21 protein-coding genes are annotated in these 23,140 nt (G+C 66.4%); 13 read left to right on the top strand and 8 right to left on the bottom strand.

Annotated features, from left to right (window positions below):
- Nucleotides 1-33 precede the first annotated feature (33 nt).
- Complete coding sequence (locus N7590_RS17700) at nucleotides 34-2,586, top strand: membrane-bound PQQ-dependent dehydrogenase, glucose/quinate/shikimate family (RefSeq protein WP_164240955.1); 2,553 nt, start codon at nucleotides 34-36, stop codon at nucleotides 2,584-2,586.
- A 7-nt stretch (nucleotides 2,587-2,593) separates the two neighbouring features.
- Here the strand turns inward: N7590_RS17700 and N7590_RS17695 are convergent, their stop codons facing one another.
- Entirely contained in the window at nucleotides 2,594-3,583 is a 990-nt protein-coding gene (locus N7590_RS17695; protein ID WP_164240956.1) for a zinc-dependent alcohol dehydrogenase family protein, read from the bottom strand.
- A gap of 118 nt (nucleotides 3,584-3,701) precedes the next feature.
- Between N7590_RS17695 and N7590_RS17690 the strand changes: the two genes are divergently transcribed.
- From N7590_RS17690 to N7590_RS17680, 3 genes are all read left to right on the top strand, one after another.
- Complete coding sequence (locus tag N7590_RS17690; RefSeq protein WP_164240957.1) at nucleotides 3,702-4,607, top strand: LysR family transcriptional regulator; 906 nt, start codon at nucleotides 3,702-3,704, stop codon at nucleotides 4,605-4,607.
- 165 nt (nucleotides 4,608-4,772) lie between these two features.
- On the top strand, nucleotides 4,773-6,188 hold the full coding sequence (locus tag N7590_RS17685; RefSeq protein WP_239544150.1) for a serine hydrolase domain-containing protein: 1,416 nt from the start codon (nucleotides 4,773-4,775) through the stop codon (nucleotides 6,186-6,188).
- Nucleotides 6,189-6,327: 139 nt separating this feature from the next.
- Entirely contained in the window at nucleotides 6,328-6,552 is a 225-nt protein-coding gene (locus tag N7590_RS17680; RefSeq protein ID WP_164240958.1) for a hypothetical protein, read from the top strand.
- Between the two features lie 12 nt (nucleotides 6,553-6,564).
- On the opposite strand, the gene N7590_RS17675 is transcribed toward N7590_RS17680, so the two are convergent.
- Both N7590_RS17675 and N7590_RS17670 read right to left on the bottom strand, forming a co-directional pair.
- A complete protein-coding gene (locus tag N7590_RS17675) occupies nucleotides 6,565-6,957 on the bottom strand; it encodes a DUF3037 domain-containing protein (protein ID WP_164086323.1) in 393 nt (130 codons plus the stop codon).
- The gene (locus N7590_RS17670) at nucleotides 6,935-7,711 is read right to left on the bottom strand and encodes a HipA family kinase (RefSeq protein ID WP_164240959.1); all 777 of its coding nucleotides are present in this window, start codon (nucleotides 7,709-7,711) and stop codon (nucleotides 6,935-6,937) included. Before N7590_RS17670 ends, N7590_RS17675 begins: the two co-directional genes overlap by 23 nt.
- A gap of 530 nt (nucleotides 7,712-8,241) precedes the next feature.
- On the opposite strand from N7590_RS17670, the gene N7590_RS17665 reads away from it, so the two are divergent.
- From N7590_RS17665 to N7590_RS17650, 4 genes are all read left to right on the top strand, one after another.
- Entirely contained in the window at nucleotides 8,242-8,571 is a 330-nt protein-coding gene (locus N7590_RS17665) for a hypothetical protein (protein WP_053511310.1), read from the top strand.
- A gap of 167 nt (nucleotides 8,572-8,738) precedes the next feature.
- Entirely contained in the window at nucleotides 8,739-11,201 is a 2,463-nt protein-coding gene (locus N7590_RS17660) for a prolyl oligopeptidase family serine peptidase (protein WP_164240960.1), read from the top strand.
- Nucleotides 11,202-11,310: 109 nt separating this feature from the next.
- The gene (locus N7590_RS17655) at nucleotides 11,311-12,078 is read left to right on the top strand and encodes a hypothetical protein (RefSeq protein ID WP_164240961.1); all 768 of its coding nucleotides are present in this window, start codon (nucleotides 11,311-11,313) and stop codon (nucleotides 12,076-12,078) included.
- 223 nt (nucleotides 12,079-12,301) lie between these two features.
- Nucleotides 12,302-12,517, top strand: coding sequence for a hypothetical protein (locus N7590_RS17650; RefSeq protein WP_239544156.1), 216 nt, complete (start codon nucleotides 12,302-12,304; stop codon nucleotides 12,515-12,517).
- A 13-nt stretch (nucleotides 12,518-12,530) separates the two neighbouring features.
- On the opposite strand, the gene N7590_RS17645 is transcribed toward N7590_RS17650, so the two are convergent.
- Nucleotides 12,531-13,514 (bottom strand): hypothetical protein, encoded by a 984-nt coding sequence (locus tag N7590_RS17645; protein WP_164240963.1) that lies wholly within the window; start codon nucleotides 13,512-13,514, stop codon nucleotides 12,531-12,533.
- A 138-nt stretch (nucleotides 13,515-13,652) separates the two neighbouring features.
- Between N7590_RS17645 and N7590_RS17640 the strand changes: the two genes are divergently transcribed.
- Both N7590_RS17640 and N7590_RS17635 read left to right on the top strand, forming a co-directional pair.
- Nucleotides 13,653-14,618 (top strand): DUF2268 domain-containing putative Zn-dependent protease, encoded by a 966-nt coding sequence (locus N7590_RS17640; RefSeq protein WP_164240964.1) that lies wholly within the window; start codon nucleotides 13,653-13,655, stop codon nucleotides 14,616-14,618.
- Nucleotides 14,619-14,667: 49 nt separating this feature from the next.
- Entirely contained in the window at nucleotides 14,668-15,477 is an 810-nt protein-coding gene (locus tag N7590_RS17635) for an SGNH/GDSL hydrolase family protein (protein WP_164240965.1), read from the top strand.
- On the opposite strand, the gene N7590_RS17630 is transcribed toward N7590_RS17635, so the two are convergent.
- Entirely contained in the window at nucleotides 15,425-16,294 is an 870-nt protein-coding gene (locus N7590_RS17630; protein ID WP_164240966.1) for a LysR family transcriptional regulator, read from the bottom strand. The genes N7590_RS17635 and N7590_RS17630 overlap by 53 nt on opposite strands.
- 105 nt (nucleotides 16,295-16,399) lie before the next feature.
- On the opposite strand from N7590_RS17630, the gene N7590_RS17625 reads away from it, so the two are divergent.
- On the top strand, nucleotides 16,400-17,533 hold the full coding sequence (locus N7590_RS17625; RefSeq protein WP_164240967.1) for an agmatine deiminase family protein: 1,134 nt from the start codon (nucleotides 16,400-16,402) through the stop codon (nucleotides 17,531-17,533).
- Nucleotides 17,534-17,539: 6 nt separating this feature from the next.
- On the opposite strand, the gene N7590_RS17620 is transcribed toward N7590_RS17625, so the two are convergent.
- The gene (locus tag N7590_RS17620; protein WP_164240968.1) at nucleotides 17,540-18,085 is read right to left on the bottom strand and encodes a thioesterase family protein; all 546 of its coding nucleotides are present in this window, start codon (nucleotides 18,083-18,085) and stop codon (nucleotides 17,540-17,542) included.
- Nucleotides 18,086-18,154: 69 nt separating this feature from the next.
- Here N7590_RS17620 and N7590_RS17615 point away from each other — a divergent pair, with 69 nt between their 5' ends.
- Both N7590_RS17615 and N7590_RS17610 read left to right on the top strand, forming a co-directional pair.
- On the top strand, nucleotides 18,155-18,730 hold the full coding sequence (locus N7590_RS17615) for a TetR/AcrR family transcriptional regulator (RefSeq protein ID WP_164240969.1): 576 nt from the start codon (nucleotides 18,155-18,157) through the stop codon (nucleotides 18,728-18,730).
- Between the two features lie 52 nt (nucleotides 18,731-18,782).
- Nucleotides 18,783-19,166, top strand: a complete 384-nt coding sequence (locus tag N7590_RS17610) for a nuclear transport factor 2 family protein (RefSeq protein ID WP_164240970.1) — start codon at nucleotides 18,783-18,785, stop codon at nucleotides 19,164-19,166.
- A 181-nt stretch (nucleotides 19,167-19,347) separates the two neighbouring features.
- Here the strand turns inward: N7590_RS17610 and N7590_RS17605 are convergent, their stop codons facing one another.
- Both N7590_RS17605 and N7590_RS17600 read right to left on the bottom strand, forming a co-directional pair.
- Nucleotides 19,348-21,456, bottom strand: coding sequence for a TonB-dependent receptor (locus N7590_RS17605; RefSeq protein ID WP_164240971.1), 2,109 nt, complete (start codon nucleotides 21,454-21,456; stop codon nucleotides 19,348-19,350).
- Nucleotides 21,457-21,652: 196 nt separating this feature from the next.
- On the bottom strand, nucleotides 21,653-23,089 hold the full coding sequence (locus N7590_RS17600) for a serine hydrolase domain-containing protein (protein WP_279935763.1): 1,437 nt from the start codon (nucleotides 23,087-23,089) through the stop codon (nucleotides 21,653-21,655).
- Nucleotides 23,090-23,140: the final 51 nt, after the last annotated feature.

Genomic DNA, 23,140 nt, shown 5'->3' with positions numbered 1-23,140 from the left:
GGATAAGGGCGCATGCTGCCCCGGAGATCGACGATGTCCGCCACGCCGCAGTCTGCCTCCGCTCCTTCCTCCCGCCACCCTCTGGTCACCGTGCTGTCGCTGCTGCTGGTCGTGCTCGGCCTGGTCATCGGCGGGCTCGGCGCGTGGCTGCTCAGCCTCGGTGGCTCGGCCTACTATGCGATCGCCGGGTTCGGCCTGCTGGCCAGCGGCATCCTGTTGTTCGGCAACCGCCGCAGCGGTGCGCTGCTGTACGCGTTGGTGTTCCTCGGCACGCTGCTGTGGACCTGGTGGGAATCGGGCAGTGATTACTGGCGCTGGGTGCCGCGGCTGGGCCTGGTAACCGCGCTGGGCATTGTGCTGGCGCTGCTGGCGCCGACCCTGCGTGCACCGGTCTCCAGCCGCCTGTCGCGCAGCGTCGCCGGCGTGCTCATGCTGGTGTTCGTGGCGGCCTTCGGCCTGGCGTTTGCGCCTCATGGCGAAGTGGATGGGCATCAGCCGTTCCCGGAAGGCGCAGCCAGTGCCGGCCTGGAGCCGACCCGCGACACCACCGGCCTGCAGCCGGCCGACCAGCCTGCCGACGGTGATTGGCCGGCGTGGGGCCGCAGCAACGCCGCCACCCGTTACTCGCCGCTGCAGCAGATCACGCCGGCCAACGTCGGCACGCTGCAGCTGGCCTGGCAGTTCCGGACCGGTGACCTGCCCAGGAAGCGCTGGGGCGCGGAAACCACGCCGCTGAAGATCGGTGACCGCCTGTACCTGTGCACCGCCCGCAACCGGCTGATCGCGCTTGATGCCGCCAGCGGCAAGGAGCTGTGGCGGTTCGATCCCAAAGTGAAGGATGCCTCGATCCCGTACACCGCCGCCTGTCGCGGTGTGAGTTACTACCAGCAACCGAGCGCACCGACCCTGGCTGATGCGGCACTGGCGGATGTCGCTGCCGATCTGGCACTGCCGGAGCCACCGCCCAGCGTGACCCGGAGTGCTGCGCCGGGCAGCCATCCGGCCTGCTGGGCGCGCATCATCGAAGGCACGCTGGACGGCCGCCTCATCGCGGTGGATGCCGGCAGCGGCCGGCCCTGCGCCAACTTCGGCAACAACGGACAGGTCGACATCACCCTGGGCATGGGCGAGGTACCGCCGGGATACGTGTCGATCACTTCGCCGCCGGCCATCGTGCGCGGGGTGATCGTCACCGGCCACCAGGTGCTGGACGGGCAGCGTCGCGATGCACCGTCGGGGGTGATCCAGGCCTACGACGCGATCACCGGCAAGCTGCGCTGGGCGTGGGACATGGACCAGCCCGATCGTAGCGGCCTGCCTCCGCGCGAACAGACCTATACGCGTGGTACGCCGAACATGTGGACCACGGCCACCGGTGACGAGGCATTGGGGCTGGTCTACCTGCCGCTGGGCAATTCGGCCGGCGACTACTGGAGTGGCTCGCGCACGGAAAACCAGAACCGCTACGCGACCTCGCTGGTAGCCATCGATGTGGCTACCGGCAAGCCGGCCTGGCATTTCCAGGCGGTGCGCAAGGATGTCTGGGACTACGACCTGGGCTCGCAGGCCAGCCTGATCGACTATCCGACGGCTGCCGGCAAGGTGCCGGCGATCCTGCTGCCGACCAAGCAGGGCGACATCTACATCCTCGACCGCCGCAACGGCCAGCTGCTGAGCGCCGCTGAAGAGCGCAAGGTGCCCATCGGCGGTGTCGAGCCCGAACAGCGCTCACCCACCCAGCTGTTCTCGCTGTACCACACGCTGCGCCGCGAGCATGAGCTGACCGAGCGCGACATGTGGGGGCTGACCCCGATCGACCAGCTGGTCTGCCGCATCCAGTTCCGCAAGGCGTACTACGAAGGCTTCTATACGCCGCCGAGCAGTGATCGTCATTCCATCGAGTACCCCGGCTACAACGGCGGCTCGGACTGGGGCAGCGTGTCCATCGATACCCGTCGCGGCGTGGTCGTGGCCAACTACAACGACATGCCCAACTACAACCGGCTGGTGCCGCGTGCCGAGGCCGACCGGCTGGGCTGGCTGCCGCGCGAGAAGATCCGGTTCGACAAGGGCGGCGCCGAAGGCGCGGGCGACCCGCAGGTAGGCACGCCGTACGCCATCCAGGTCAATGCCGGCTGGCGGCTGCCGTTCACCGGCTTGCTGTGCAAGCAGCCGCCGTATGGCGGCATCCGGGCCATCGACCTGCGCACCGGCAAGCTGCTGTGGGATCGCCCGTTCGGCAGTGCCCGTGGCAATGGACCATTCGGCATCCGTTCGGGCCTGCCGATCGAGATCGGCACACCCAACAACGGCGGTTCGGTGATCACCGCCAGTGGCCTGATCTTCATCGCTGCGGCCACCGATGACCTGTTGCGTGCCATCGACCTGAAGACCGGCAAGGAACTGTGGCATGCCAAGCTGCCGGCGGGCGGGCAGGCCAACCCGATGGTGTACGAGCAGGGCGGGCGCCAGTATGTGGTGATCATGGCCGGGGGGCACCATTTCATGGAAACCCCGAGCGGCGATTACGTGATGGCCTACGCGCTGCCGGAACCGGGGCGGCCGGTCGCCGCCCGCGCTCCCTGATGACCGATCAAACCGTCACCACCACCTTGCCGATCTGCTCGTTTGATTCCAGGTAGCGGTGTGCGTCCTGGATCTGCGCGAACGGGAACACCCTGGCGATCTTCGGGGCCAGCGTGCCCTTGTCCAGGCCATCGACGATGAACGCCTTGGCCCGGGCCAGTGCGGCATCGTCGGAGACGATTTCCGAATACAGATAACCCTTCAACGTGAGCGATTTGCCCAGCACGTTGAACAATGGGAACGGCGTGGGTTCGCTGCTCAGCGCGCCGTACTCCAGCAGGATGCCGCCACGCGCCATCGCTTCGGTCAGCGGCACGAACTGCGGGCCGCCGATCGGATCGAACACTACGCGGGCACCGGCGCCGTCGGTGATGCGCGCCACTTCAGCAGCCAGATCCTGGTCCTGCGTGGTGATGACGTGGGCGGCACCGGCATCGAGCAGGGCCTGGCGCTTGCCCGGGCCACGCGTGACCGCGATGGGCGTGGCGCCTACGGCATTGGCGATCTGGATGGCGGCGAGGCCAACGCTGCTGCTGGCGGCGGTGATGATGACGAAATCCCCGGCGGTCAGGTGCGCCTGTTCCAGCAGTGCACCCCAGGCGGTGACGTACTGCATCCACACTGCGGCGGCCGTTTCAAAGTCCAGCGACGCCGGGTGTTTGACCACCAGCCGCGCCGGCACGTTGGCCAGTTCGCCATAGGTGCCCCAGCGTGCGATATCCAGGGGTGGCACCACGCTGACCGCATCGCCCGCGCTGAATCCGTCGACCGCGCTGCCGATCGACTCGACTACGCCGGCCGCTTCGTAGCCAAGGCGGCTGGGGAACTGCGCTTGCTGCAGGTAGGCACCGTTTCGGAACATCACCTCGGCGCGGTTCAGGCCGATGGCCTTGACCCGGATCTGGACTTCGTCGGCGGCGGGGGCGGGAACGTCGATGTCGTCGATGCGCAGTACATCGGCATTGCCATATTCGTGGATGCGGACAACCTGACTCATGGGGGCTCCAGGGAGGGGCCGGCGGTCGGGCCGGCGGGGAAGTGGTGGCCACTATGCACGTGGTCTGCGCCCAGAATAAGAAGTAATCTGGCATTTCATTGGAAATAATCTGTTTGCAATGGACCTGATCGTTCCGCTCCGGACCTTCGCCAAGGTGGCCGAAGTTGGCTCCTTCGCCGCCGCCGCCGCCGTGCTGGACCTGTCGCCGCAACTGGTCGGCAAGCACATCCAGGCGCTGGAGCAGCACCTGGGCGTGCGCCTGCTCAACCGCACCACGCGCAAGCAGAGCCTGACCGACTTCGGCCAGGCCTTCCTGGCGCGGGCGCGGGTGATCCTGGAAGAGGTGGAGGGCGCCGAGCAGCTGGCCGAGGTGGCACGCGGACGGCCGATGGGGCGCCTGCGCATCAGCGCACCGGTCACCTTCGGCGTGCATGCGCTGGGCCCGGCGGTGGTGGCCTACATGCAGGACTACCCGGACGTGCAGGTCGATCTGAACCTGTCCAACAGTCTGGTCAACATCGTCGAAGACGGCTACGACCTGGTGTTTCGCACCGGTGACCTGGCCGACAGTGGATTGGTGGCGCGACGGCTGGGGCCGTATCCGCTGGTGCTGTGCGCATCGCCGGCATACTTGGCCTCGCGCCCGGCCATTGTCCATCCAAACGATCTGAGCCGTCACGAGTGCCTGGGCTTCGCGCATTCGATCATCCGCACCCGCTGGAGCTTCCGCGATCCCGAGGGCAGTGTGCTGACCGTGCCGGTGTCCAGCCGCTTCATGGTCAATCAGGCCGAGCCACTGCTGACTGCGGCCGTCGGTGGGTTGGGGCTGATCCTGCAGCCCTACGAAATGCTCTCGGCGGCGCTCGCACGCGGTGATCTGGTGGAAGTGCTGCCGATGTTCGAGCCGGTGTCGACCTGGATCCATCTGCTGTACCCGCGCGACCGCCAGCTGACGCCCAAGCTGCGCAGCTTCGTGGATTTCTGCGTGGCGCGGTTCAGCGAGCAGAGCATGGCGCGGCGGTAGCGTGGCCATCGGTCAGCATTGTTCCTGTCTACTGTGAAGGATCACGCCCTCACGCCGCTTCAGGGCCGCAACGTGTTGTGCGCTTTCCAGCCAACGCGCGCAGTGGATGGCAGCGCATCGAAGCATTCAACGTTACCGTTGATGTGTTGCGGCAGAGTCCCTGGCGTGGATGCGGCTGGCCGATCCATCATCCAGGATGCGTCCAGGGACACCCGCAAAGGAACTGTAATGAGGGCATTTGGACGCCTGTTTTTCTGCAATGCGCTGGCCTGCGTGGTCCTGGTGACCGCCTCGGCTTCTCCGGTAGTTGGCGCAAGTTCTTTCAAGCATGCGCATCCACGTGCGCAGAATGCCATCGATGACTGGCTTGCGGCCTTCAATGCGGGCAGCCTCGAGGGGCTGCAGGCATTCGCCGACAGATATGCGAAGCAGGAGGGCAGCACTCCCAAGGACTATCTCGACTTCCGCGAGAGCACAGGCCCGCTGAGCGTTCTGGAAACACTTGAGAGCACGTCCAGCCAGGCGAAGCTGTTGGTGATGGGCCAGGTGAACGAGCGTGCGATGCGGGTGACGGCCGTCATGGATCCGGCCAATCCTGAGCATGTGAAGCAGTTCCAGATTGAGGGCGCTGAAACGCCGGACAAGTACAAGCCAGCGCGGGTGGCTTTGCCTGTCCTGATGGCCGATGCCGCGGCAAAACTGGAGGCGCTGCGGGCGCGGAACGCGCTGTCGGGTGCGTTGCAGGTGGTACAGAACGGCAAGGTGCTGCTGGACTGGCGCGGTGGCGATGCCGATCGCACCGCTGGCATCCCCGTGGGCGTGGGTACGCAGTCCCGCCTTGCGTCCTCCAACAAGATGTTCACCGCAGTGGCCATCCTGCAGCTGGTGCAGGATGGCAAGCTCAGTCTCGATGACACGATCGGCAAGCACCTGCCGGACTATCCGAACAAGGCTGTCGCCAACAACGTGACCGTACGTCATCTGCTGTCACATACCAGTGGCCTGGGTGATTTCTTCGGCGATGATTTCGAACAGTATTCTGCGTCGCTGAAGATGCTGGATGACTACGTGCAGCGCTTTGCCAAGGATGCGCCGCAGTTCGTGCCTGGCAGCCAGGACAGCTACTCGAACTATGGCTTCATCGTACTGGGGCGCATCATCGAAGCGGTTTCAGGGCAGTCGTACTACGTCTATGTGCAGGATCACATCTTGCGCCCGGCCGGCATGACCGGCACCGGCTTCGAGCCGGAAACAGTGAGTGTTCCGAAGCGTGCCGTCGCCTACACGAAGAAGGATGGGCAATGGCTCCGTGAAACGAAGTCGCTGCCCTGGCGTGGCATGTCAGCCGGTGGTGGCTACAGCACTGTGAACGACATGGTGGCGTTTGCCGAGGCATTGCGTAGTGGAAAGCTGGTCTCACCTGTATTGCTGCAACAGGCCGCCACGGCGCAGAATCACAAGGGCTGGTACGGATTCGGCTTCGTGGTGCAGGGCGAGGGCAGGGAACACCAGTACGGCCACGAAGGCGGTGCGCCCGGATCGAACAGTGCCATCGTGGGCTGCCCGCGCAGGGCTGTGTGATCGTTGGCCTGGCCAATGTCGATCCGGATGCGATCGGCAACGTGGTCAACTACATCGCGCGAAGAGTGCCGCTGTAGGCCCGAGCGACTGTGCTGCAGCGATGTTGACGCTGGGGCGGGTGGCGGATCAGAATCGGTTCATGAGCCGATTCCTTCCCGTGGTATGTCTGGTCGCCAGCATGGTGCTCCTGCTGCGCGGAATGCATGTGATACTCAGGGGTGTCCCGGTGATGGCCAGCGAAGGTGCCAGTGCTGCGTATGCACAGGGCTACCTGCATGGACAGGCGGTAGCCGGGTGGATGTTGATTGCTGCAGCAGCAGCCTGTGCGCTCATTGCCTGGCAGAGGGTGCGCGCGAAGAAGTGAGAGACGGCCGCATCAGCGCGGTGCCCGCACCATCTTCGTCATCAGGTGTTCGACCACACCGGCCGGGTCCGCCGTGCGACCCACGTGCGTGCTCGACATCTGCACGATCGAGCTGCGCTTGGCGGTGAGGAAATGGAAGCGCGCGCGTGCCGGCAGCTGCGCGATCGGCCCGGCGCTGGCGTCGCCGCGGCAGATCGCCACGATCGCATCCAGCCACGGCTGCAATGCCTCCTGGTCAAGCGCCGGCGCAAACGCGTGCAGGCGTGCCGGATCGATCTCGATGGCCGCTTCCAGATGGCGCGCGCCGGGGCAGGAGACGATCACTCCGACGTTTATGAACTCTTCGCGTTCCACCCGCGGCACCACGCGGATGACCGCATAGTCATACGTGTGCAGCGTGGGCACGGATGGCCTCCTGCACGAACACCGCACGCACTTTCAGGCGGTGCTTGAGATAGTCGATGTAGCCCTGGCGATAGGCCTGAGGACTGTCGAACGCCGGCTCGTTGACCAGCCAGCTGTCCGGCACCAGGCCGACGATGCGCTCGATCTCGGCATCGGTCAGGCGGGCGGCCAGTTCGGCATCCACCTCGGCGATGCGGCTGGCGAACGACAGCAGCACGTGGTCGCGGATCAGTACGAAGGGCTTCTCGCAGGCGTCGCCGGCATTGGCCCAGTCGTGATGGAAGTACATCGCCGCACCGTGGTCGATCAGGTACAGCTTTCGATGCCACACCATCAGGTTGGGATTGCGCGTGGTGCGATCGACATTGCTGGTGAACGCATCGAACCAGACAATGCGTGAGGCCAGGTCGGCATCCACGGGCATTGCCGCCGGATCGTAGTTGATCGCGCCGGGCAGGTAGTCCAGGCCCAGGTTCAGGCCCTCGCTGGCACGGATCAACTCCTGAATTTCCGGGTCCGGCTCGGTGCGGGCGAATTCGCGGTCCAGTTCCACGAACAGGATCTCTGGAATCGGCAGGTCCAGCGTGCGCGCCATCTCGCCGGCAATCAGCTCGGCGATCAGCGCCTTCGGTCCCTGGCCAGCACCACGGAACTTCAGCACGGCCATGCCGTCGTCGTCGGTCTCGACCACGGCCGGCAGGGAGCCACCTTCCCGTAAAGGGGTGATGTAGCGGAGGGCATGTACGGTGCGCATGGGCGCATTCTAGCGTGGCGCCGGTGGGGCCGTACCCGGCCTGGGGGCAGCGTGAATGCGTGGAGGGAAGCAGGCACGCATTGTGGCAACAGCGTTGGCTGCCGGGGCAGGTAATGTCAGGCTCCGACGCACTGGATGCCTGGCACGGTGCGCTGGCAAGGATCGCGCGCAGTCTTCACTTCTTCCTTCCGTGCACGATGGCAGCATTCGATTCAACGGAGCATCACGCCCGCGTGTGACCTTCAACAGGAGGCCGTCATGCCGCTACTGCGCAGCTGTCACGCTTCACTCTGCATGTACTGCAACGCGTGGTGTTGACCCTGGTCTGACAGGGCCAGACATGCCGGCATGGATGGCCGTCACCCGCAACACCTGCCACGCTTCACACACCGCTGATCCGGCACGCCGCTGCCGTTTCCGGCGATCCAGACACCTGCCGTTTCCACGTTGCCGATTGCGATGCCCGAGGCATCGCCTGCGTGGAAGGCCACTGTGTCCACGCTGTCCCTGCAGGCTTTGGAGGTGCACCGATGAGCGACGAATTCAATCCCATGTTGCCTCCCCTGGACGATGCCAAGGTCGAGGAAATGATCGGCAAGCTGGTGCTGGTCGGTGTCACCCGCTATGGCGGTGATGGCCAGGTGCAGGGGCTGGAGCAGTACGCGGGTACGGTGCTGCGCATCAGCGCTGACGAAGGCGTGGTGCTGGCCGACGAGAACGATGGCCACGAGCGCTACCTGCCGCCGATGCTCGACCAGTACCTGCCCGCCGAACCGGGCGAGTACCGCATGCGCAACAGCGGCATGATCGTGGTCGACCCGGACTACCTGGCCACCTGGGACCTGCACGCCCAGCAGTAGTGCCAGGCCACGCCTGGCAGGTGCCGGCAGTTCCCCGGCACCTCCCGGCGCTGCACTTTGCCCCATCCGGCCACTAGTCCTTCCGGCCCATTCACTACAGCCCCTGCGGTGCTAGATTCGGGCCCTTGCCCGTCCTCGGGCGCCCATTCACACCCCAGGGGATAAGGATGCTGATCCGTCGAACCTCTCTGGCGGCGGCCATTGCCGTTGCCACCGTCGGCCTGCTGGCCGCTGGCCCGGCGCTTGCCGATTACGCGAAGCCGCCGGAACACCTGCTCAAGGTGCTGAAGGCACCGCCGCCGCCGGCACCGAACGTGGCACCGGGTGGCCAGCGCCTGCTGCTGACCACCGCGCAGACCTATCCGTCGATCAGCCGCGTGGCCCAGCCCTATCTGAAGCTGGCCGGCGTGCGCCTGGAGCCGAAGAACCGCAGCCGCCATGACACCCCCGGCGGCTATGGCATTCCGGCCTGCGTGGCCGACTTCACCCTGGTCGATACCGGCAGCGGCAAGGAAACCAAGGTGAACCTGCCGCAGGGCTGCGCCACCGGCGCGCTGTGGTCGGCCGATGGCAGCCACTTCGCCTTCCAGAACGCGGTCGACACCAGCGTGCAGCTGTGGGTCGGTGATGCCGCCACCGGCCAGGTGAAGCAGGTGCCGAACGTGCAGCTGAACCCGATCTTCGGCAACACCGTGCAGTGGCTGGGTGGCAGCCAGAACCTGCTGGTGAAGCTGGTGCCGGCCAACCAGGGCCCGGCACCGTCCAATGGTGGAGTGCCGACCGGCCCGGACGCGCAGGAGTCGCTGGGCAGCAGCGGCGAGAGCAGTACCTATGAAGCGCGCGACACGCTGACCAGCGTGCATGACGAAAAGCTGTTCGCCTACTACGGCGCCTCGCAGCTGGCGGTGGTCGATACTGCGGCTGGCAGCGTGCGCCCGGTCGGGCAGCCGGCGCTGTTCAACGAGGTCAGCGCCGCACCCGATGGCGTGCATGTGCTGACCGAGTCGATCAAGGCCCCGTATTCGCACGCGGTGACCTACCAGCGCTTCGCCAACGACGTGGCGGTGCTGGACATCGCCAGCGGCAAGACCACCGCGATCGCCAGCCTGCCGCTGGCCGATCGTGTGCCGGTGCACGGCGTGCCGGAAGGCCCGCGCGGTTTCGACTGGCGCGCCACCGATCCGGCCACCCTGGTCTATGCCGAAGCGCTGGACAAGGGCGACTGGAAGGTCAACGTGCCGCACCGTGATCGCGTGCTGATGCTGAAGGCCCCGTTCAACGGCAAGCCGACCGAAATCACCCGCACTGCGCAGCGCTTCGAAGGCTTCGCGTGGACCGCCGATCCGGCCGTGGCCTTCCAGTACGAGAACGACGAGAACCGCCACTGGATGCAGACCCGCATCGTCGACGTGGACCAGCCGAAGAAGGAAGGGCGCCTGCTGTGGGACATGTCCAGCGATGAGCTGTACGGCAACCCCGGCAACCTGGTCTTCACCCGCCTGCCGAACGGCGCGCCGGTCGTGCGTCGTGAGGGCAACCATGTATTCCTCAGCGGCCGTGGCGCTTCGCCGCAGGGTGATCGTCCGTTCCTCGACCGCCTGGACCTGGGTACGCTGAAGAGCGAGCGCCTGTTCCGCAGCAGTGCCGATGCCTACGAGCAGTTCCTCGGTTTCAGCGCCACGCCGGGCCGCTACCTGACCTGGCACCAGTCGGTGATCGATCCGCCGAACGCCTTCATCCGCCAGCAGGGTGAGGCGGTGGCCGATGCGAAGGCCGGCGAGGCGCAGTTCGCCTCCAGCGCCACTGCGCTGACCAGACTGGTCGACCCGACCCCGGAAGTGCGCCAGATCAAGAAGCAGCTGGTGACCTACAAGCGTGCCGATGGCGTGGACCTGTCGTTCACCCTGTACACGCCGCCGGGTTACAAGGAAGGCCAGCGCGTGCCGGCGATCCTGTACGCGTACCCGGCCGACTTCGCCAACGCCGCGCAGGCCGGGCAGGTGTCCGGTTCGCAGCAGACCTTCACCCGCCTGCAGCCGTACCGCCTGATGCTGCTGGCCGGCTACGCGATCATCGACAATGCCTCGTTCCCGATCGTGGGCGACCCGAAGAACGCCTATGACACCTACCTGGAGCAGCTGGAAGCCGACGCCAAGGCGGCGGTGGACAAGGCAGTGGACATGGGTGTGGTTGACCGCAACCGCATCGGCGTGACCGGTCACAGCCATGGTGGCCTGATGACCGCCAACCTGATCGCGCACACCAATCTTTTCAAGGCGGGCGTGGCCACCAGTGGTTCGTACAACAAGACCTTCACCCCGTTCGGCTTCCAGAACGAGCGTCGCTCGGTATGGCAGGCGCAGGACGTGTACCTGAAGGCCTCGCCGTTCTTCTACGCCGACAAGATCAAGCTGCCGCTGCTGCTGGTGCACGGCGAGGATGACGCCAACCCGGGTACCGAGCCGTTCCAGTCGCGCAAGCTGTACCAGGCGATCCGTGGCAACGGCGGTACCACCCGCCTGGTGATGCTGCCGAACGAGCCGCACTGGTACACCGCGCTGGAATCGAACGAGCAGCTGGTGTCGGAAATGCTGAACTGGTTCGACACCTACGTGAAGAATGCCAAGTAGCGTCGAGCCTGCTCGACGGCGTTGCAGAAGGCCGCCTCCGGGCGGCCTTCTGCATCCGGTGGAACCGGTCCTACGCTGGGCTGCTGTTTGAAAGGGATGGGGAGGCCTCATGAAGACTGGATTGCTGGCACTGGCTGCGCTGCTGGTCTCTCCGGTTGCCATGGCGGTCCCGCCACGGATGAGCGTGCACGTGACGTACGACTGGTCTGGCTGGGGTTCGGTGTCGGAGCGCTGGCTCATCCAGCGCGATGCCTATGGCATGACCACCCGTGTGCAGGTGGTGGATGCGCCTGACGTGAAGGCGCGCCTGCCTGAGCTGCTGCCGGTCGACGCCATGGCGGCCTTCGAGGCCGCGCTGCAGGCAGCACCACTGACCCGGGAAGCCACAGTGAATCTGATCAGTTCGCGGCTCGACCGGGCCGCGATACTGGGGCTGGACCCGGGGCTGCGCAGCCTGCAGCCGGGCGCATGCTCGTTCGTCCAGCAGCGTGCGTTCGCCCGCCAGGCGCTGGCCACCTTGAGCCTGCAGGCACGTGTCGCACGCCATTTTGAAGGTCTCTGGACCGACGATTACCCGATGATGACCGTGGTGGTGACCCGGCCGGGACGCCCGGATGTCGTACTGGTATCGACATCGCAGGCGACGATGATGCTGCCCTGGAAGCGCCTGCCGTCGGCGGAGTTCGATCAACAGGTGTTGGCCGGCGCGCAGGAAGAGTGGCGCCCGGCATTGAGCGAAGCGGTGAATGCGCTGTTGCCGGACGGCGAAGCGACGCGCAGCCGATTCCAGATGGGGTGGCTGCAGGACCGGTTGCGCAGTGACCTCGCACTGGAGTCGCTGGACTGTGGTGCCTGGCGCAGACGGCGCGCAGAGTGATCTATCAGGCGTGCACTGCAATCAACTGTGGAGGCTCGGTAACGGCGTGTTACCGGCACATTCCCGCGTCAGGCAAATGAGCTAGGCTGACCCTGTGAGTTCGTCCCGGGTCGGTGCAATGAAAGCCATCCTTGTTGCTGCAACGTTGTCCTTGGTCCTGGTCTCGACTGCAGGTGCCCAGCCACTGCCTGCCGAGCTGGCCCAGCTGGGGATCATCGCCGGCATGCCTTACGCCAAGGCCAAGCGCCTGCTCGATGCGGCCGGCTGGCAGGCCCAGCCGATTCAGGGCGCGCCGGAATCGCTGGAAGGCTTTCCGGAAGTCGGATGCCAGAAGGGCGGAAAAGAGTGCGTCACGACCTTCGAAAAGGGCGATCAGCAGGTCGCGGTGCGGCTGGGCACTACCCTGGCAGGGCAGCCGTTCGTGCAGGGCGCTGACTGAGCGTCTGCAGCGCTCACGCCAGCGGCAGCCGGTCCAGCGCGTGCGACAGGCGATCATGCAGGTCGCGCACGTGTTCGGCCTTGGCGTGGGTACGCGTGGTGTCACCAAAGCTGCGCAGATAGGCGCAGGCCGCGAAGCCGGAACTCTTCTTCTCGTATTCGGCAATCCAGGCCAGGCGGTCCGGGTTGTTGGCCTGCTCGGCTGACCACGCGGCCACCGGCGGACGGATGCGGTGCTTCAGGCCGACGCGCCAGGGTTTGGGTGTCAGCCGTGCACGGAAGCAATGCTGCAACCGGCACATGCGCGCGTACAGGGTGTCGGCGCCCAGTGCCTTGAAGAACGCCTGCAGCTGTTCGTCCTCGGGTGGGAACGTGGCGTGCATGGCCAGCACGCGCAGTCCGGCCGGCGTCCGGTAGGCGCGCAGGTGCCAATCCGGATGCTGCTCGCTGAAGGTCGCGACCCGCTGCAGGGCCACACCCTCGGCGCCACCGGCCGCTGCCAGGCGGCGCCTGCGTTGCATCAGCAGCGCGGTATTCACCAGCACCACTGCCGCCACGCCCAGCACCAGTCCCACCAGCCAGTGCCAGAGCAGGGTACCAATGATGGCGCCGGCAAACAGCAGCACCGCCGCGATGAGGGCGGGCATCACGCACCCTGCCGGGGGCGGCGCGTGGTCGATGTCGGCGAACAGCACGTCCGGGGTGTTCAGGCACAGCGCACCGTAGCTGTTGCGGGTGATGATGACATCGCCGTCGCGCCGCACGATCTGCTCGCGGATCGGAACACCTTCCACACCGTAGTTGCTGCGCACCTCGCGACGCGGCAGTGCCTGCCCGGCAATGATGGCGTTGAGGGCGTCATTGGCACGGCGGTCGGCGTGCCCCTGGGCCTCGGCCGGGCCTTCGTCGGACCAGCCGAAGCGGCGCACCACCAACGGCCGGCCGCGGAAACGGGCCTGCAGGCGGGCTTCGGCCCAGTACGCGGGGACGATCATCATCGTGCGGTGCTCCATCATCCGTGGCAGGTGCCGAGGCGAGTCTGGCACAGCGCCGGAGCGGCCGCACCCGCCTGCTGCGGCGGGCCGGGCAGAGTGGTAGATTGCGCGCTTCGCATGCACTCCACCAAGGACGGAGCGATGTTCATGATCCTGCGCGGCCTGTTGGCCCTGGCCTGTACCGGGGCGGTTGGCATGGCCATGGCGGCGGAGCCGGCCGCGCCGCAGATCCTCACCGAGGATGTCACCCGCTTCTACGCGCTGTACGATGCTGCTGGCGGCAAGCCCAGCGTTGCACAGCTGCGTGGGTACATGGCCGACGGCTCGCTGGGCCTGGCGGAGTTGGCCAAGGCGCGGCGGGTCACTCCCGAACGGATTGCCGAAGCCATGGCCGCCCAGCCCGAGCTGTACGCACAGGGACGAAACTGCCTTGCCGAGCTGCCGGTGGTGAAGCAGCGCCTGACGCACGTGTTCGCCAACCTGCAGGCGATCTACCCGCAGACCCGGTTCCCGCCGGTGACCATCGCGGTGGGCCGTGGCCGGCCGGTCGGGCTGACCTCGAAAAGTGGCGTGATCATCGGGCTGGAAGCACTGTGCGCGGCCGACTTCATGAATCCCAATGTGCAGGACCGCTTCGTTCACGTGATCGCGCATGAGTACGTGCACATCCAGCAGACCGGGCTGACCGACTTCGAGCCGGGCGATCCGCATGCGACGGTACTGCGCGTGTCGCTGGGCGAGGGCATCGCCGAGTTCATCACCGAACTGATTTCCGGCAACGTGGGCAATGGCCGCCATGCCGCGTGGACACGCGGCCGCGAAGTGCATATCGAAAGCGCGTTCGCACTCGACCTCGACAGCACCGACCTGTCGCCGTGGCTGTACAACTACACGCCCGGTTCGCAGGAGCCCTACGACCTGGGCTACTGGGTCGGTTACCGCATTGCCAAGGCCTACTACCTGCAGGCCAGGGACAAGCGTGACGCGGTGCGTGCGCTGATCCAGCAGGACAACCCGAAGACCATCCTGGCCGCCAGCGGCTGGACGCCGGGCATGTGGATGCCGGCGAAGGTGACCGGCGTGGCGGCGCGCACCGCTGCGCGCTGAGCCTTGTGCACAGCGCTAGACTGCGGGTCTGGTCATCTGGAGAATCCGCATGCGCGGATCCGTACTGCTTGCCGGTGCAATCACCGTTGTCATGGCGCTGAGCACGCCACTGGAGGCGGCCGAACAGGCGGCGGTCAATCCGTTGCTGGTCAAGCCTGTTGAACAGCTGCGTCCGGACGAAGTGCGTTTCATGCAGCAGCAACTGGCCGACTGGCCGCAGCTGCAGCGCTATCGCGACGCCAACGCACAGCTGCCTGCGGCAGTGCCCGGTCAACCACGCGTGGTGTTCTTCGGTGATTCGATTACCGAAGGTTGGGGCAGGGAGGGCAGTGCCTCGTTCTTCCCAGGCAGGGGCTGGCTCAACCGTGGCATCAGTGGCCAGACCACGGCACAGATGCTGCTGCGTTTCCCGCAGGATGTGCTGGCACTGCACCCGCAGGTGTTGGTGATCCTGGCCGGTACCAATGACATTGCCGGCAACACCGGCCCGTCCACGCAGGCAATGATCGAGGACAACCTGCACGCGATGGTGGATCTGGCGCGCGCGCATGGCATCCGCGTGGTGCTGGCCTCCGTGCTGCCGGTCAGCGAGTATCCGTGGATGCCGGGCATCACTCCAGCGCCCAAGGTGCGTGCGTTGAACGCTTCCCTGAGGCGCTATGCCGATGCGAAGCAGCTGGTGTATCTGGACTACTACACGCCGATGGCCAATGCCGAAGGTGGTCTGGACCCACGGTTGGCCGAGGACGGCGTGCATCCGACCGCGAAGGGCTATGAAGTGATGTCGCCGTTGGCTGAGGCGGCGATCAAGCGCGCGCTGTTGCAGGCAGACTCGCCAGCAACCACTCACAGAAACTGATCACCAGCGGATCTGCGGCGCTGTCCTCATGCACCAGCCAGCTCCAGCGTGGGCCGCGCACGCGTGCATCATCCAGCGGTTGCAACAGCCCCTGCTCGCATGCCCGTGCCGCCAGCAACTCGCTGACCAGCGCGATGCCCAGCCCCTGGCACGCAGCATCCAGCAACTGCCCGGGCTCGGAGAAATTCATGCCCTCGCGGCGCTGGCCCACGTCCGCGCCGCCCTGTACCTGCCACTGGCTCCAGTCCATCTCGCGCTCGCCATGCAGGGTCAGGCGCTGCTGCACGGGCGTGGCGAGCAGGGCCGGATGGCAGGCCGGATAGAGACGGTCCTGCAGCAGCACCCGATGCTGGCACTGCGCCTGTGAGTCGAGGTCATCACGCACCGCCACGTCCAGCGTCTGCGTGGTCATATCGGGTGCTTCCTCGCTGGTCAGCAGCCACAGGTCGGCGTCGGGATGCAGGCGATGGAAGTCGGCCAGGCGCGGCACCAGCCAATGACGGGCAAACGCCGGGCTGGTGTTGACGATCAGTTGATTGGGTTTGCGGTACTGATCGAGCCGGCGGATGCCGCTGGCCAGCTGGCGCAGGAGCGACTGTGTGGTGTCCAGCAGGTCGAGGCCGGCATCGGTAAGGGTGACGCTGCGACCCTGGCGGAAGAACAGCGGCTGCTGCAGGGCGTCTTCGAGGCCGCGGATCTGCTGGCTGATGGCCGATTGGCTCAGGTGCAGTTCCTCGGCCGCGCGATGGAAGCTGCCGAGCCGGGCGGCGGCTTCGAAGCCCCGCAGGGCGTTCAGGGGTGGCCAGTGCTTGAGCATTTCAGATAAGCAGAACTGTTCAGATGATGGCTGAATCTATCGTTTGTTCTTATAGATCGGCAAGCGCAGCATAGCGTCCATCCCACACCGGCCCTGGAGCCTGTCATGAGCAACCGACGTCACTTCCTCACCCAGCTGGCGGGCGCCGCCGGTCTTGGCGGCCTGGCCGCCCTGGGTCTGGCCGGCCTGCCGGGTCGCGTGGCAGCGGCAGGCCCGGGCGCAGGCATCTGGCGCATGCCGGACGAGCACGGCCCGCAGGAACGCGTGTTCCTGGCCTTTGCTGCGCAGCCGCGCGTGTGGGGCGCGCAGGCCGATGCGGTGAACACCGCCGTGGCGCGGCTGGCGCGCACCATCGCCCGCCATCAGCCGGTCAGCGTGCTGTGCCGCCCGGCGCAGTTGAAGCAGGCGCAGGATCGCTGCGGCCGCGACAACATCGAGTTCCTCGAGGTGCCGCTGGATGACATCTGGGTGCGCGACTACGGCGGCTGCTTCGTCACCAACGGCCAGGGCGGGCTGGGCCTGGTCGACTTCAACTTCAACGGCTGGGGTGGCAAGCAGAGCGCGCGCAACGATGGCGCGGTGGCACCCTGGCTGGCGCAGGTGACCGGCGCAACGCTGCTGGAAAGTGACCTGGTCGGCGAGGGCGGCGGCATCGAAGTCGATGGCCATGGCACCGCCATCCTCACCGAGAGCTGCTGGGTGAACCGCAACCGCAATCCGGACTGGTCGCGCGCGGACATCGAAGCCGAGCTGAAGCACCACCTCGGCCTGCGCAAGATCATCTGGCTGCCCGGCATCGCCGGCGAGGACATCACCGATGCACACGTGGATTTCTATGCGCGCTTCGTGCGTCCGGGCGTGGTGATCGCCAACCTCGACAACGATCCGGACTCCTATGATTACGACCTGACCCGCGAGCACCTGCAGATCCTGCGCGGGGCCAGCGATGCCGATGGCCGCCGCCTGCAGGTGCATACGCTGCCGCCGCCGCTGGACGGGCGCGACAACGTGCATACCCGCGACAACGATGACCTGGCGATGGGCTACATCAACTACCTGCCGATCAATGGCGCGGTGGTCGCGCCGCAGTTCGGTGATGACGCCGCCGACGGCTACTGCCGTGAGCTGCTGGAAGAGCTGTATCCGGGCCGCGTGATCGAACAGGTGGACATCGATGCGATTGCCGGTGGCGGCGGCGGCATCCATTGCGTGACCAAGAACATGCCGAAGGTGGAGTGACGGGCCTCAGGCGTCGTCGTGCTTCAACGCGGCATCGGCGGCCAGCAGCGCCTCGGCGGCCGCACTCAGTGGCGGCGACGGCGGGGCGACCACACCGATCGCTTCCATCATCTTCGGCATGCCGAGGAACTGGCGCGCGCGGCGGTCGTAGATGCCGGTGACCAGCAGTGCGCGGGTGGCGATCTTCTGTTCGGCGCCGATCAGCACGCGCTGCTCCATGATGCCGCGTGAGCCTACCCAGCCGACCAGCCGGGTTTCCAGGGTGAAGCGCTGGAACGGCTTCAGCTCGCGGCGGAACTGGATGGTGCCGGCGCCGACGATCGGCGCCCATTTCTCGCGCAGTGCCACCCGGCCCAGGCCCATGCGCAGGATCAGGTCCAGCCGGCCCAGGTCGAAGATGTTCCAGTAGCGGCCATTGGTCATGTGCAGGTTGCTGTCCAGGTCGTTGGGCAGCACCCGGAACTGCAGCCGCGAGACCCCGAACGGCGCTTCCAGCTTCGGTCGGAACAGGCTGCACAGCAGCAGGTGGAGCAGGCGGAACCAGAGATTCATGGCTATGACGACTGTTATAGATCGGCCGGTACGCTAATCTATGACGACTGTCTTAGCAAGGAGCCTGCCGTGAGCCCGCGACCCTCTGATGCGCCTCAACGCGTGATTGATGCCGCGGCACAGATGCTGGCGCGCGTGGGCCTCAATGCCACCAGCATCCGCGAGGTGACCAAGCTGGCCGAGGCGCCGCTGGGTTCCACTTATCACCATTTTCCCGGTGGCAAGCAGGAGCTGCTGGCGCGCGCCATCCACATGGCCGGCGACAGGGTGGAAGCGCTGCTGGTGGAGCTGCTGAAGGGCGGGGCGGTGCAGGGCCTGCAGCAGTTCCTGGCGATGTGGCGCGAGCGGCTGCTGCGCTCCGGCTTCCGTGCCGGTTGCCCGGTGCTGGCTGCTGCGGTGGAGGAACCGGTGGAGGCGATGTCCAGCCAGCCCCGTGCGGCCGCCGCCGAGGTGTTCGCACGCTGGCAGGGCCATCTGGCCTCGGCCTTCATTGCGGAAGGGCATGCACCGGCCGCCGCAGGTGAGCTGGCCAGCCTGGTGATCGCCAGCGTGGAAGGCGCGGTGGCGATGTGCCGCGCGCTGCAGGATATCGCCCCGTTCGACCAGGTGGCTGCGCAGTTGCTGAAGGCCGCGGCGACGCCTTGATCCGACCACACGGTCGCGGGAGACTCGGTGCTGGCCCTGACTGGACGCCGCCATGGACGAATCGCACTGCCGCCACCTGATCGAGCACTACCTGCAGGCCTACAACCGTTTCGACATCGATGCGATGTTGGCGGTGCTGGCGCACAACGTGCGCTTCGAGAACCACAGTGATGGCCAGCTGACCATGGTCACCGAAGGCATCGACGCCTTCGGCGAACTAGCACGGCAATCGGCGCAGATGTTCCGCGAGCGGGAGCAGCAGTTGCTTGGGCTGACCTTCGAGGATGACGTAGCGCTGGCCAGCATTGGCTGGCGTGGCGTGTTCGCGCAGGACATTGCCGGCGGCCCCCGCGCAGGCGCGGAACTGGCACTGAAGGGGCGCAGCGAGTTCGCTTTCGAGGGCGGTCGCATCGTGCGGATTGTCGACCGCAGCTGAGGAGCAGCTGCGGTGGAATCCGCGCAACACCGCCTACGCGTGCCCGGCAAGGATGCCAGCATGCTGCATCAGGTTCTCAAGCGTCCATGCTGCACGATCCGCGGCACCCGGTGGCGCCGGCCCGGCGGACCCGGGCTGCTGCTGTTCTTTGCTATGGAGAGTGACCCGGCCGGAATGTGGCTCAATCAAAGCGCCAGCGCACACCCGCATAGATGCCGCGGCCTTCGCCTGGCGTGGAGCGGGCGACATCCTTGCCGGCATCGTCATAGCCCGGCGTGACCGTGGCGGCGTAGTGGCGGTTGCCGATGTTGCGCACCTCCGCCCAGGCCTGCCAGCGGCCATTGGGTGCGTCGTAGCCGATGCGGCTGCCGAAGATCACATGGCTGTCGGCCCAGTAGCTGTTGGCGTAGTCCACCGCGATGCGCGAGGCGTACTCGGTATTGAGCGCGGCATACAGGCCGGAGGCATGATCGAAGCGCAGCTCGGCCTGGTAGGCGTGGCGCGGCAGGCCGGGCAGGCGGTTGCTGCCGAAGCGTGCATCGTGCCGATAACGGAAATCGCTGAAGGTATACGCCTGGCGCAATGACAGGCGACCAGGCGCGGCCTGCCACAGCGTGCTGTCCAAGCCGGCCTCGATGCCGCGGTGCACGGTGGGGCTGGCGTTGTTCTCGGCGATGAAGAGGTTTGGCACCGGCTGCAGCTCCACGCTCAGCAGTTCGTGGTTCACGTGTGCGTAGTAGCCGGTCAGTTCCCAGCGGCCCAGCACAGCGTCGCCACGTGCGCCCAGTTCCAGCGTGGTGGCGGTCTGGTTCTGCATCGGCACCGGCGCGCGCTGGCGGCCGCTGGAGGGTCCATTGCCCGGCCCGAAGTACTGGTTCGAGCCCCAGATCATCGACCACGGGTGCGGTGCTTCCACCGAGCGGCTGAGGTTGCCGAACCACTGCGTCTGCGCGCTGTGCTGCCAGGTGAAGCCCAGTCGAGGCGCGTAGTCCCAGTCGTGGTCGCGCAGGCGGCCGCCGCTGCTCGGCCAGGTCACCTGCACATCGCGGCGGGTGTTGATCAGTGCCAGCCCGGTCTGCAGGCGCAGGCGCTCGTTCAACGTGAGGGTGTTGCTGACGTGCAGCGTGCTGTCGGTGCCGTGGTGGCGGAAGTCACGCGTGCGCGTGCCAGCGGCATAGCCATTGTTGGCAAAGCGCAGCGACTCGCGCACGTCGGCGTCCAGGTCGTGGGTGACGCGCAGGCCAACGGTGGTTTCGCTGTCCAGGCCGAACAGCCGGTGGCGCTGGCGATAGTCCAGCGTGGCATTGAGGTTGGCGTAATCCAGCTGCTGGCGGTACAGGCTCTCGTTCAAGTCCATCGGGTACTTGTGATAGACCAGCCCGGCCTGCAGCGAGGAATCCTCATCGATCTGCAGCGTGGTGACATTGCCCACCCACGTGCTGCCCGGCTGCGGGCGGCGCGCATCAATGGCCAGGTTGGCCGGGTTCGCCGCACGCGGGTCGTTGCGGATCTGGTCGCGGGTCAGGCGCCCGGGCGTTTCGTGATTGGTTTCGCGGTAGCGAACGAAGAAGCGGGTCTGCAGGTTGGGGGTGATCTGCCAGCCGATGTTGGCCATCGCGCCCTTGCCGTCGCCGCGTGCATGGTACTGGTAACCGTCGAATTCGGTATCGGTGTAGGCCAGGAAGTAGTGGACATCGCCACTGACACCCCCCCAGCTGATCCCGCGCTTCTGGTAGCCACGGCTGCCGGCTTCGTAATGCAGCTGCACGCCCGCCGAATCACGGCCGCTGCGGCTGACGTAGTCGATGGCGCCGCCGAGTGCCAGCGCGCCACGCTCGAAACCGTTGGCCCCGCGCAGCACTTCCACGCGCGACAGCCACAGCGGTTCCAGCAGCTCGTAGGGCGTGCCGCCCGGTCCGGTCAACGGCAGGCCGTCGATCGACACGGCGATGCCCGAGGCATGCGCGCCCGGCCCGCGATTGATGCCGGAGCCGCGGATGGAGACCTTGGTGCCCTCGTTGCCTGGCGACTGTGCGCTGATGCCGGGCTGGTAGGCCAGCACATCGGCGCTGCTGGACAGTCGGCTGTCGGCCTTGGCCACGTCGATGACGTTGCTGGCGCCTGGCACGCGCTTCAACGCCTCGCGTGCCTGGGCGCTGGCATCGGCGGCGGTGACCTGCACCGCATCCAGCGTGGTGGCCTGCGGGGCGGCGTGGGCGGTAGCGGCGAGGCCGAGAGAAACGGCCAGGAACAGTGGCGACGGAGTGGGGCGGTACGACGAGAGCGACATGCGGGACTGCTGTAAACCACGAAAGTGGCGTGCAAGTTAACAGGTCGCGCGCGCCGCGTCACCCATCGGCGGCGTATGGCCGCCCGCGCACTTGTAGAGTCGAGCTTGCTCGACTGCTCTTTTGCATTTGTAGAGTCGAGCCCTGCTCGACTCCGATGCAGGGAAGCAGTCGAGCAAGCTCGACTCTACAATCGGTTTACGGTGAAGGCTTCGCCATCGCCTTGGCCTTCGCATACAGCCGATCAGACGTTTCCTTCTCACCCAGCGCCGCATGGCACTCGGCCAAGCTGTCCCAGGTGTTGGCCGAATCCGGATACAGCTCGGTATTGAGGGTGAACACCTTCAGCGCCTTGCGCGCGCCCAGACTCCCGCGGATGGCATAGCCGCTCGCATTGATCGCACGCTCCCGTTCGTTGCCCGTAATCCGCGTGTCGTCGCGCAACCAGGCCCGCATCGCCTGCGCGGCGCCGGCATCATTATCCAGTGCATAGGCGATCAGTCGCTCCGACAGCACCGCATGCGGAAACTCGACAGGTGCGGCCACCGCCATCGTGCTCTCCACCAACGTGCTCGACCACACATTGCGCGCGCTGCCATTGGTCAGGTACACGAACACCCAGTAGCCACTGGCCAGCGTGTCCTTGTAGGCCAGCCGCACCCGTACGCGGGTGCCACCATCGTGACCGACCTGGGTGTAGTCGTCGCTGTGCGTGGTGTCCCAACCAGTGGAGAAAAAGTTGCTGCCGCCACCGCTCAGCTTCTGCGGCTGCCATAGTTTTTCCAGCGTCGCCGTGCGTACCAGCTTTCCGGTCGCCAGCGCCTGCAGGAAGCGGTTCATGTCGCCCACGGTAGTCTGCAGATCGGCATGGCCCCAGCCGTAGTCCGGCCACGGATCTTCGTTGGCGGGCTGCAATGTGCCGTCCTTGCCGATGTACGGCACCGCTGCGCGCTGCGCGGGTACGCTGGCTGCTCCCCATGAAGTGCTGGTCATCTTCAGCGGTTGCAGGATGCGTTCGCGCGCGATGGCCGGGTAGGGCTTGCGGTAGTGCGCTTCCAGCAGCGCCGTCAGCACCAGGTAGTTGGCCTGGGTGTATTGCACGCGGCTGCCGGTGGCGAACTGCATCGGTGCGGCAGCCGCCACCTTCAGAGCGGCGGCAAGGGTGGGTGCCACGCCGCTGTAGCCCCTGCTCACCCAGCGGTTGTCGACCCGATCGTAGTACTCGGCAATGCCGGAACTGTGGCTGAGAAAATCGCGCACGGGGATCGCCTGCCATGCCGTGGGCAAGTCAGGCACATAGCGGCTGGCGGGTGCATCCAGGTCCACCTTGCCTTGTTCCACCAGCTGCATCACCAGCGTGCTGGTCAGCAGCTTGGCCACCGACTGCGAGGCGAAGATGGTATCGACAGTGGCAGGCGCATGCGTGGCCGGGTCGCGCTCACCGCTGGCGCCTTGGTAGAGCACGTTCCCGTTGTGCGCGACCAGCACTGCCTGGCCGGCAATACCGTAGCGTTCGCGGTTGGCCTGCAGTTGGGCGTCGAGCCGGGCAGGGAGCTCGCCGGGGACGTCACGCGCGGAAGCGATGGGAGCGGCGAAGAGAGCGCAGAGCAATGCAGCAGCAAGGGTGCGGTACATCGCGGTGATCCGTCAGCGGTGATGGCGCATGTTGGTCACGGCGGGAGAGCG

The sequence above is a fragment of the Stenotrophomonas sp. GD04024 genome (assembly GCF_029837545.1).
In the GTDB taxonomy this organism is placed as follows: domain Bacteria; phylum Pseudomonadota; class Gammaproteobacteria; order Xanthomonadales; family Xanthomonadaceae; genus Stenotrophomonas; species Stenotrophomonas forensis.
This window is presented reverse-complemented; position numbering and strand designations above follow the sequence as displayed.